The sequence below is a fragment of the Mucilaginibacter sp. genome (assembly GCF_036383575.1).
Taxonomy (GTDB): domain Bacteria; phylum Bacteroidota; class Bacteroidia; order Sphingobacteriales; family Sphingobacteriaceae; genus Mucilaginibacter.
This window is the reverse complement of sequence record NZ_DASVOB010000494.1, coordinates 1-9,340: the sequence shown is the minus strand read 5'-3', so window position 1 is coordinate 9,340 and position 9,340 is coordinate 1. Positions and strand designations below refer to the sequence as shown.

Annotated in this window: 9 protein-coding genes and 1 tRNA gene; all 10 read right to left on the bottom strand. The window is 45.3% G+C overall.

All coding sequences use genetic code 11. From position 1 onward, the window contains the following. Nucleotides 1-161: 161 nt before the first annotated feature. Nucleotides 162-929 (bottom strand): DUF6515 family protein, encoded by a 768-nt coding sequence (locus tag VF500_RS17690; RefSeq protein ID WP_330860949.1) that lies wholly within the window; start codon nucleotides 927-929, stop codon nucleotides 162-164. A gap of 145 nt (nucleotides 930-1,074) precedes the next feature. After that, the gene (locus VF500_RS17685; protein ID WP_330860948.1) at nucleotides 1,075-1,557 is read right to left on the bottom strand and encodes a hypothetical protein; all 483 of its coding nucleotides are present in this window, start codon (nucleotides 1,555-1,557) and stop codon (nucleotides 1,075-1,077) included. 84 nt (nucleotides 1,558-1,641) lie between these two features. Beyond that, nucleotides 1,642-2,526 carry a PIG-L family deacetylase gene (locus VF500_RS17680; RefSeq protein WP_330860950.1) on the bottom strand — a complete coding sequence of 295 codons (885 nt, stop codon included), beginning with the start codon at nucleotides 2,524-2,526 and terminating at the stop codon, nucleotides 1,642-1,644. Nucleotides 2,527-2,575: 49 nt separating this feature from the next. Continuing rightward, nucleotides 2,576-2,651, bottom strand: a tRNA-Cys gene (locus VF500_RS17675). 45 nt (nucleotides 2,652-2,696) lie between these two features. Next, the gene (locus VF500_RS17670) at nucleotides 2,697-3,308 is read right to left on the bottom strand and encodes a redoxin domain-containing protein (protein WP_330860947.1); all 612 of its coding nucleotides are present in this window, start codon (nucleotides 3,306-3,308) and stop codon (nucleotides 2,697-2,699) included. A gap of 2 nt (nucleotides 3,309-3,310) precedes the next feature. After that, nucleotides 3,311-3,502, bottom strand: a complete 192-nt coding sequence (locus tag VF500_RS17665; protein ID WP_330860946.1) for a histone H1 — start codon at nucleotides 3,500-3,502, stop codon at nucleotides 3,311-3,313. 267 nt (nucleotides 3,503-3,769) lie between these two features. Then, the gene (locus VF500_RS17660; RefSeq protein ID WP_330860945.1) at nucleotides 3,770-5,263 is read right to left on the bottom strand and encodes an arylsulfatase; all 1,494 of its coding nucleotides are present in this window, start codon (nucleotides 5,261-5,263) and stop codon (nucleotides 3,770-3,772) included. Nucleotides 5,264-5,274: 11 nt separating this feature from the next. Then, nucleotides 5,275-6,669, bottom strand: coding sequence for a sulfatase (locus tag VF500_RS17655; RefSeq protein ID WP_330860944.1), 1,395 nt, complete (start codon nucleotides 6,667-6,669; stop codon nucleotides 5,275-5,277). A gap of 10 nt (nucleotides 6,670-6,679) precedes the next feature. Continuing rightward, nucleotides 6,680-8,260, bottom strand: coding sequence for a RagB/SusD family nutrient uptake outer membrane protein (locus tag VF500_RS17650; protein WP_330860943.1), 1,581 nt, complete (start codon nucleotides 8,258-8,260; stop codon nucleotides 6,680-6,682). A 22-nt stretch (nucleotides 8,261-8,282) separates the two neighbouring features. Beyond that, the coding region (locus VF500_RS17645) for a TonB-dependent receptor domain-containing protein (protein ID WP_330860942.1) at nucleotides 8,283-9,340 on the bottom strand (1,058 nt) is incomplete at its 5' end.

Sequence of the window (9,340 nt, the reverse complement as noted above, 5' to 3'; positions counted from 1 at the left end):
GAACCTAAATTTCCCTGAATAGACATAAAAGCAACACAGCAAAAGAGGCGTTTGTTTACGGGCCTGCAGAAAGATACTCCGGGAAGCCGGTTCATATCAAAGGGACAAAACCGCTGGCAGTTCTATCACTGCCCCGAATTTGTCCCTTTGAGTTGAAAATATTAACGTACACTGCCGTTTGGTTCCGGTGTGCCAGACTGATCATCATTTGCTTTTTCGGGTACGCTAAATACCCGATAGCTGGTCTGGTTATCATGAGTAACTTCTTCCAGATAAATATCATCGGGTGTTACCCAGTATTTTTTACCATTGAGCTTAATTTTATGTGAGCCGGCCGGCAGCTGGTCGGTCATATCCCCTACTGCGGGCATTACTGAACCGGTGGTATTAGCGGCACCAGCATTTTGATCGGTGTTTAATACGCCGTCTTTGCCTGCCACCACGTAAGCGGTTTTTCCGTTGTCTTTAACTATCTGCTGGTAGTAAACCCCATTATATTCATAGTATTGCACACCATTGATCATAATGGGCTGCGCATCATCAGGTAATGACGGAACCTCTGCGCCAACGGGAGGCGCAGCCACCTGGTAACCGCCATCATTTCCCGGCTGATAGAATGTCCCTCCGTAGTAGTAGTACTGGTAAGGCCCCCATAAAAATGAATAATAGCCGAAGGGCAGTGTATTGATGAATAAACCTATATTGGCGTAAACGTGAGGACGATAAAACCCGCCAAACCCTGTATTTAAACCAACATGAGTCGCCTGGGTCCGGAAATTGAAACCGCCGTTGAACCCCACATGGCTAAAACCACCTCTGAAACCACCGAAATGACCGCCGCCGCGCTGTGCTTGGGCGGTAGAAACCAAACCAATTATCATTAAACCAGCCATTGACACCCGGGTAATGGATTTTTTTAAAGCTTTCATGACATCATTATATTAAACTGTTAAATAAAGAATGCTTTTCCTATCCTTTAAAAAGCTAATATTTAGACGTTCATATAAGTATTGGTTTACTGTATGGAATGTTAAATTCTGTTAAAAAACTACCTGTTACCCTGCCTCAGGGTAGCTAATAATCTATCGCACTGATTCCCATGACATTATTAAAAATGCAAGCCGCGATCATCTGCCCGGCAAAGGCAACCAGGGTTACGAGTTCCTTGTCTGTGTATTGGCCCCTTAGCCTGTCATAGGTGATCTCGGCGATGTGCCCGTTGTTTTCAGCTATTTCTGCGCCGAACGCCAACAAGTCCTGGTCAATTTCAGACAATTCAAGATTATCAGGATCGTCCCCGTTATCAAGAATTATCCCCCTAAACAAGTCACAGTAAAAAGTTGATTCAATCGTTTCGGAAATAACAAAAGCATATAAATAAGCAGCCCTGAACCCTATTATGGATGACACCTCACGATATAAGGGCTGCCATTGCATGTATACATCCAACGACAAACGGGAATGCGCGAATATCCGGGTCAGATTATTCAGCGGATAATCAGTAGCCGAACTTCGTGCTATGATCGCAGATATATCAACAGGTTGTACTCTATTCATGACAATAGTATTTAAAGGTTACTGCCGGGAAATAATCATTGTATTATATTTTCTTCTTTTTATTGTTTAGTTATAAGGCCAAGCCTAATATACGCGAGTCACATAAGGCACTTTTGAAAGCTCATCAAACAGGATCCTGGTTTTTTCCAGTCCTGAATTTCCGTTCAGGCTAAAATACCAGAACTGTTCCAGGTCGCCTTCATTCATGGTCATCTGGGTTACGCCCTGCGATTTATGCTCGGCAATTTCCCAATTGGCAATTACTTTGTAATTCATCCTGTCCTTATAGCTGAACCTTGTTGTCCTGTCCAGGCAAAAGAAACAGCTATCGCTGGTTGTTTGTGTAATGGGATAACTACCATATCGATGAAAAGATATAGCAGGATCCGATTTGCTATGCAGTGTTGCACCCAATATCACAGGGCGTTTGGCAGCGGGCATGGTTGCAACAGCGTCAAGCGCCAGTAATGTAGCTGCTTTATGAGCTCCGTGCGTAGGTGTTTCGGGCAAGAGGCAAAAAACAAAATCATATTTATTATGCTGTAAAACCTGGTTCAGGCGATTTTTGATAACAGGTACATCCCAGCTGGTATCAAGAGGCTCCTTCTCATCCTCTGTAAAATGAGCGTCTGACTGATCAAGGAAATAATATTCATTGACACCCAAAATATGGCCGGCATTCATCAGCTCTTTTTTCCGGATACGCGGGAGGTTTTCCCTGCCTGTTTTTTCGTCTGTTAAAGGAAGTCCGTAATAACTTTCGGCTAACGTGGCGTACTTGTAGCCCCCTTCTCCATTGGTGATCACAAAAAGGTCAACTATTCCGTGCTGTTCTTTAGCTATCTTATACAGCGTAACCGCTATCGTACTCTCATCGTCCGGATGCGCTATGACAACCAGTACCCGGTTCTCGTGACCCACCGGCCGGGCGATAGCATTTTGACCCAAGATCGCTACCATCAAGAGCATCGCTGACAATATGATCCTTATTTTTGACATATTCTGTATAATCATCAATTGGAGGCGTGAGGACGGATTCGAACCGTCGTAAAGGGTTTTGCAGACCCCCGCCTGAGCCGCTCGGCCACTCCGCCTTATTATTTAGTTTCTCATTATTAATACCAGGTTTCCGTCAATGTTCAGGATATAAAATAGCTGAACCTTATGGAGTTTAATATTTCATCTGCCGGAACCACTGATGAATACGAACGGTCCACCTCGCTAAATATGATCCGTTTAACCGGATCAAGCACATAAATAGCAGGCAACACTTTCTTACTGCGTCCCGGATCATCCTCATTCCATGCCACATGGTTGGTAGTACAGATCCCAAAACTTTGCGCGAGCTTCATTTCCGGATCAAAATAAAAGTTGAGCGACAAACTGTTTATCCACCTGATCTCGTCCAGCGTATCTCCGGTGCCATCAGCAGTAACAATGATCAAATTGGCCCCAAGCGCATTGATTGCCTGCTGAAGCATGTTTAATTGCCCGAGTTGTTGCAGCGCGTGATCAATTTGGCCGGCAGTATAAAATCCGACAACAAGGGCCCGGCTCTGCAACTGCCTGTATAAATCCGACCTACCGGAACGATCTTCCCTGAATGTACGGTGCAGGTTTAGATTGTTCTCTTTGAGAGAAAAGCAGGGTAAAAAACTTCCTTTTTCCAATGGTGATACTTTAACCGGATTGCCAGGCAGCCCGATAACACCGGCGTTGTGATGACGGATAGCAGTATATGACAGATGCATAGTTATACTTTTGGCTCGGACTTGCTTTTTTTAATATCATTAACGTCCTGCCTGATCTCCTGGGCAACTTTTTTGATTTGTTGCAGTCCGTTCCTCAACCGGGTACCGGCGGCTTTATTTCCTGAATTGTAAAATTTTTCTGCGTCGGCTTCCAATGCAAGGACAGCCTTTTTTAATTGTGCGAATGAAGACATAAATTAAATTTTAGATAAATAGATTTCGTAGCGAATAACCGGGCAAGAGTAAGCTCAGGAACAACAATAGCCCTTAAAACAGGAAGCAGACAGCGGTAAAGAAGGAAGTAATTTGTGTTTTTGCATATTGTATATAATATCTATAGATTTACTATACATTGCAAATATAGAAAATTATTTATAATAACATATTATTAAAAAAAATCTGTTTTTTTATCCAGCTAACTATCTAACAAGCCAGTGAGCTCAAGAAGGAATTGCTACTGTTTAATCAGCTTTTTCAAACTTTGGGGCTACAAATTCCCATTCATGGATGTGTGCCTGCCGGTGTTCCTTTTTAACGATCTGATCAAAATAACCCGTGATATCGGCATGGACTGAAGCAATGTCATTTGCCTCAGCGGGGTCTTTATCCAGGTCATAGAGTTCCCATTTGGCTAAACTATCTTTTTTCATGTTTGATTTTACGCCCTTCCAGTGCCCATACCTGATAGCCAGCTGCCCGCCTTTTTCCGGGAACTCAAAATAAATATAAGGGCGCTGCTGCTGCCCGGGCTTGCCCAGCAAGGTAGGCAATAGTGAAATACCATCATTTTCGGGAGCTTTAATGCCCGCAATGGCAGCAAAGGTGGCCATCATATCAAACTGAACTGAAGCCAGGTCGCTCACTTTTCCTGCCGGGATCTTTCCGGGCCAGCGGGCGATGAAAGGCTCCCGGATGCCCCCTTCATAAAGGTCCTGCTTTTTTCCGCGCAGGTCACTGACACTGTTAAAATATTTAGTATCCGCACCGCCCACATCAAAGGTTGCACCATTATCGCTCGAAAACATGACAATGGTATTTTCATCAAGATTTAACTTTTTAAGCAAGGCAAAGATCTTCCCTATTTGCGTATCCATGTAAGTGATCATGGCTGCATAAGTTGCCCTCGGGTATAAGGTGGCTGCATATCCCTTTTCTCCGCGATAAGGTTTATCATCAAACTTGCCCAGGTACGGTTTCAATGCCTCCTTTGGTACCTGTAAGGATAAATGAGGAATTGTAAATGGCAGGTACAGGAAAAATTGCTTGCGCTGGTTCTTCCCAATAAAGTCAAGTGCCTTGGCCGATAAGCGGTCTATCGAATAATCTTTTCCTATAAAATAATTAAAGGCAGCGGTATCCGTTTCGTTTTCTTTGAGTTTGCGGTGTACAAAAATGCTGGAATTATGCAGGGTATCCCATTTACCGTTTTCCCATAAATGGGTGGGGTAATAGTTATGCGCCTGCTTTTGATCAAGGTAGCCATAAAAATAATCAAAGCCTTGTTTATTTGGATCGCCCGTGGTATTGCTCATACCCAGTCCCCATTTCCCTATCGCCCCGGTGGTATAACCGGCTTGTTTCAGCATGTGGCCAATGGTAAAAGTACCTTCGGGAAGCGGCATCTGTCCGCCTTCGGTGGCATCAGAGAAACCGCCAAATTCATAATTGCCCCTGATATAAGAATGGCCGCCATGCCGGCCGGTAAGCAGCATGCAGCGCGCCGGCGCACAAACCGGCGTGCTGGTATAATGCTGTGTAAAACGGATCCCTTCCCGCGCCATCTGATCTAAAAACGGTGTTTTTATCTTCTGCTGACCGTAAGAGCCCAGCTCGCCATAACCCAGATCATCTGCATAAATGTAAATGATATTAGGTTTTTTTTGAGCGTTAGCATTCAAGCAACAAAAGAACAGCAAAAATGCCAGCAGGCGGTGCAGCGGAAAAGGGATCTTCATAGGTTTTAAATTTAGTTTTCTGTTTGGCCGGGAAACTTGTCGAACAGTGCTTTCAGTTGTTTGGCAAGTTCAGGGTACTCATCAATAACATTAGTACGCTCGCTTGGATCGTAGGCTAAGTTAAAAAGTTCTGTTTTAGATTCCTGTACCTGTTTCACAATGCCGGTATTGGTATTGCTTCCTTTAATTTCCCGGTACTTCCAGTCGCCCTGCCTAACGGCTTCGCAGATACCGTTGTTCACATAATAAATTTCCCGGTGTTTAGGTTTAGTTTCTTTACCAAGCAACAGGCCCGATATGGATTGCCCATCGAGCGTACGGCCCTTAGGAAGTGGTGCATGAGCCCATTCGGCAAGAGTTGGCAATACGTCAAGATTACTGGTCATGCTGGTTAACGAGCCCGCAACGGTATGCCCTTTCCAGTAAACAATGAAAGGTTCACGTACGCCACCTTCATAACTGAGGCCTTTGCTGCCCCTGAAAACACCTGCGGTACCGGCATCCCAATGTTTGGTTGCGCCATCGCCGCTCATTCGTGATGGAAACTCTATCCATGGGCCATTATCACTTGAGAACATAAATATGGTATTATCAGCCAAACCTTGTTTTTCAAGTTCTTTCCAGATCTCGGCCAGGCTGGCATCCAGTTGCTCTACCACATCGCCAAGATGGCCACCATCCGAGCGGCCTTTGTTCTTTTTCGACGAGGCAAAAGCTACCGGTAAATGCGGCATATTATGAGCCAGGTACAGGAAAAACGGTTTCCCTTTTTTCTGGTCTTTAACATATCTTATTGCCTCGTTGGTATACAGGTCAACCAATGAAGAATCGGCAGGTTTGATAACCTCGGGCTTATGGTTACGGAATAGTTTTATTGTGGTATCGGTAACCACATATGGCGAGCGGTAATCATGGCTGTATAGCAACCCATAATAAGAATCGAAACCTTGTGCCATAGGGTGATTAAAAGCATTATGATCGCCAAGGTGCCATTTCCCGATCATTGCTGTGCGGTAACCAACACCTTTCAGCATTTCGGCAATGGTTACTTCCTGATCGGGCAAGCCAAGGGTTGAACCGGGCGAAAGCGGGTAAGGCACATTCATGCGGGAGGCATAACGACCGGTGAGTAAAGATGCCCGTGACGGCGAACAGGACGGACTTGTTACCACATAGTTGGTTTCCCTCACCCCTTTTAAGGCCATCTTATCTAAAAAAGGCGTTTTTATTACCGGGTTACCGTAGCAGCTCAGGTCTGAATACCCCATATCATCTGCCAGTACAAAAATAATATTAGGGCGCTGCTGTGCCTTTAAACCAGTCGTCAAAAACAACATCGCGGCAGCAAACAGCCATTTGCCCGCTCCTGAACTATTTACGTTTATAAACTTCCTATTTCGTTTCATGATCATTGGTTTACCAGTTAGGATTTTGTTTTAAGTTAGGATTGAGGTTGGTTTCTTTTTGTGGTATAGGCCACAGGTAATGCCTCGATTTATCAAACACCCGGTTAAAGGAAACTACCTGTACCGTGACCAGTTTATTGGTAGCATCAGGATAAGTGATACCATAAACAGGGCCCGTCATTACAGTTTCAGCAGTTTTCCAGCGGCGGATATCAAACAGGTGCAACCCTTCAAAAGCCAACTCAACCGTGCGCTCGTGGCGTACAATTTGCCTGAGCTGTTCCTGGCTTAAACCGGTTGCAATATTGGGCAGCTTAACATCGCTCCTGCCATTACGAACGGTATTGATAGCGTCATAAACAGATTGATCTATCTGGTTCAGCTCGATCTTGGCTTCGGCAAGGGTTAGCAACACTTCCGCGTAGCGCAATAAAATAATATTGATGCCGCTGTTTGAAGGGTTGGCATAATCCTCGGTATTGATGTATTTTTTAATGTTATAACCAGTGGTTGAAGCTATATACGTACTACCGATGGCATCTGCAGTACCACTGTTAGGCGCTGGTTTAAAGGCAATACCGCTGGGCAGTACATCGCCATCAACAAATACAGAAAACCTCAGCCTCGGGTCGCGATTGTCATAAGGGTGATAAGGGTCAAACCCGCTGCCCGCATCGTTAATATTCTTTCCTGCCGATGTTTCATAAGCATCAACCAGCGCTTTGGTAGGCACGTAATAACTTTGTGCATTCTTCTGGCTGTAAGGTGCCAGCAAGGCAAATACCCCGTTTGAATAGGAGTCTTTTAAAAACTGTTTATCCAGGATAACTTCCGAATTGTTTTCGGCCGCGTATTTAAACAGGTTTTGGTATGAACTGTACAAGGTGTAACCTTTAACCTGGTTTGCCGCGTCAACTGCAAGCTGGTAACGGCCTGCCCAAAGATCAGCCCTCGCCTTCAAAGCCCAGGCAGCGCCCGAGGTAACACGACCTTTATCGGCGGCTGCGTATGTGGCCGGTAAAAGGGCTGCGGCATCGCTTAATTCTTTGTCCACAAAATCCCATACCTGGCTTACGGGCGTGCGGGTAACCTGCTGCCCTTCGGCAATGGTTAGCGTTTTGGTGACCAGCGGCACATCGCCAAAAAAGCCGGCCAGTTTAATATACTGATAAGCCCGAAGCACTTTAGCCTCGCCTTTAAACCGGTTAATGAGGGTGGTATTGGTTGATGAAACCGTAGCGATATTTTGGAGGAAATAGTTGGTTGCCTGGATGCCGGTGTATGCGGCCGACCATTCATTATAGATCTTCGCGTTAGCAATGTCATAGGTGCCTAATTCGATGAAGGCCTGTGTATCAAAGTTCTGGTTGGTATGTGCAATATCCGACAAGGCATCCCAGGTAAAAATGCTTGTTCCGTCGAGGTCTGTATACAAAGCATTATCGGCAAGCAAGGCGTCGCTTTCTGTCTTCCAGAAGATATTAGATGATACCCGGTCGTTAGGTACGGAGTCCAAAAGGTTTTTACGGCACGACGAAAGGCCGCCTGCCAGTATCAATGCAAATAGATATTTATATGTTGAATGTTTCATGACGTTTAATTTTGATGGGTGTTTAAAACTGAACATTGATACCAGCTGTATAAAGTGACGTTTGCGGGTAATAAGTAGCCCTGCCTGATTCTACTTCAGGGTCAAGCTTCCATTCGTTCAGCTTGGAAAAAGTAAGCAGGTTTGTAGCTGACATATAGAACCTGATCCGGCTTAAGTGCAGCTTACTAACGGTTTCTTTTGGCAGACTGTAACCCAGCTGAATATTTTTAAGGCGCAGGTATGATCCGTTGATGATCAGCCTGTCGGACGTGGCTACGTTACGCAGATCAAACTTGATTGGCCGCGGAAAACGCGCGCCTGTATTATCAGGCGTCCAGTAGTTATTGGTGTATATTGACGCGGTAAAACCTTCCTGGTTGCCCATCTCTGCCAGGGCACCAGATAAGCGGGTATCCACTTTCGCCACTCCCTGGAACAGGAAGTTAAGATCGAAATTCTTGTAAGCGAAGTCGCTGCTCAGCCCAAAGGTATATTTAGGGAAAGGGTTACCGATAGCGGTCATGTCATTGGCATCAATTTTACCGTCATGGTTCAGGTCTACATATTTTACATCACCGGGTTTAGAGTTGGCTGCGTAAGTTGGATAGCTGTTCACCTCGGCCTGGGACTGGAATAAGCCGTCGGTTTTATAACCCCACAGAGTATTAACCGGTAAACCAACTTTTACAATATACCGCGGGTCGATATCCGAGCCGGTGATGTAAGGCCCGGTGCCTTTCAGGTCGAGCACTTTATTTTGGTTAATGGTGAGGTTGGCGTTAATATTATACCTGAAACCCGATTCACCGCCATGATACCCTACACTAAACTCGAAACCTTTATTTTCAACCGAGCCGGCATTTTGCGGAGGCGCATTAAGGCCAACAGTTGCGGGGATCCCCAGGTTCAGCAAAATATCATTGGTTACTTTGCGGTAATAATCGGCGGTTACGCTTAAGCGGTTATTTAAAAAGCTTGCATCCAGACCCAAGTCAAGCTGGGTGGTTGATTCCCAACCCAGGTTTGTATTGGCCAGTGTTGACTGACGGTAACCCGCTACAGAAGCGCCGCCAAAGGTGT

Excerpts from the sequence above, each read along its gene's own strand:
- VF500_RS17650 (WP_330860943.1), bottom strand. The coding sequence starts at position 8,260 with ATGAAACATTCAACATATAAATATCTATTTGCATTGATACTGGCAGGC.
- VF500_RS17670 (WP_330860947.1), bottom strand. The coding sequence starts at position 3,308 with ATGCATCTGTCATATACTGCTATCCGTCATCACAACGCCGGTGTTATC.
- VF500_RS17690 (WP_330860949.1), bottom strand. The coding sequence starts at position 929 with ATGAAAGCTTTAAAAAAATCCATTACCCGGGTGTCAATGGCTGGTTTA.
- VF500_RS17660 (WP_330860945.1), bottom strand. The coding sequence starts at position 5,263 with ATGAAGATCCCTTTTCCGCTGCACCGCCTGCTGGCATTTTTGCTGTTC.
- VF500_RS17685 (WP_330860948.1), bottom strand. The coding sequence starts at position 1,557 with ATGAATAGAGTACAACCTGTTGATATATCTGCGATCATAGCACGAAGT.
- VF500_RS17680 (WP_330860950.1), bottom strand. The coding sequence starts at position 2,526 with ATGCTCTTGATGGTAGCGATCTTGGGTCAAAATGCTATCGCCCGGCCG.
- VF500_RS17655 (WP_330860944.1), bottom strand. The coding sequence starts at position 6,669 with ATGAAACGAAATAGGAAGTTTATAAACGTAAATAGTTCAGGAGCGGGC.
- VF500_RS17665 (WP_330860946.1), bottom strand. The coding sequence starts at position 3,502 with ATGTCTTCATTCGCACAATTAAAAAAGGCTGTCCTTGCATTGGAAGCC.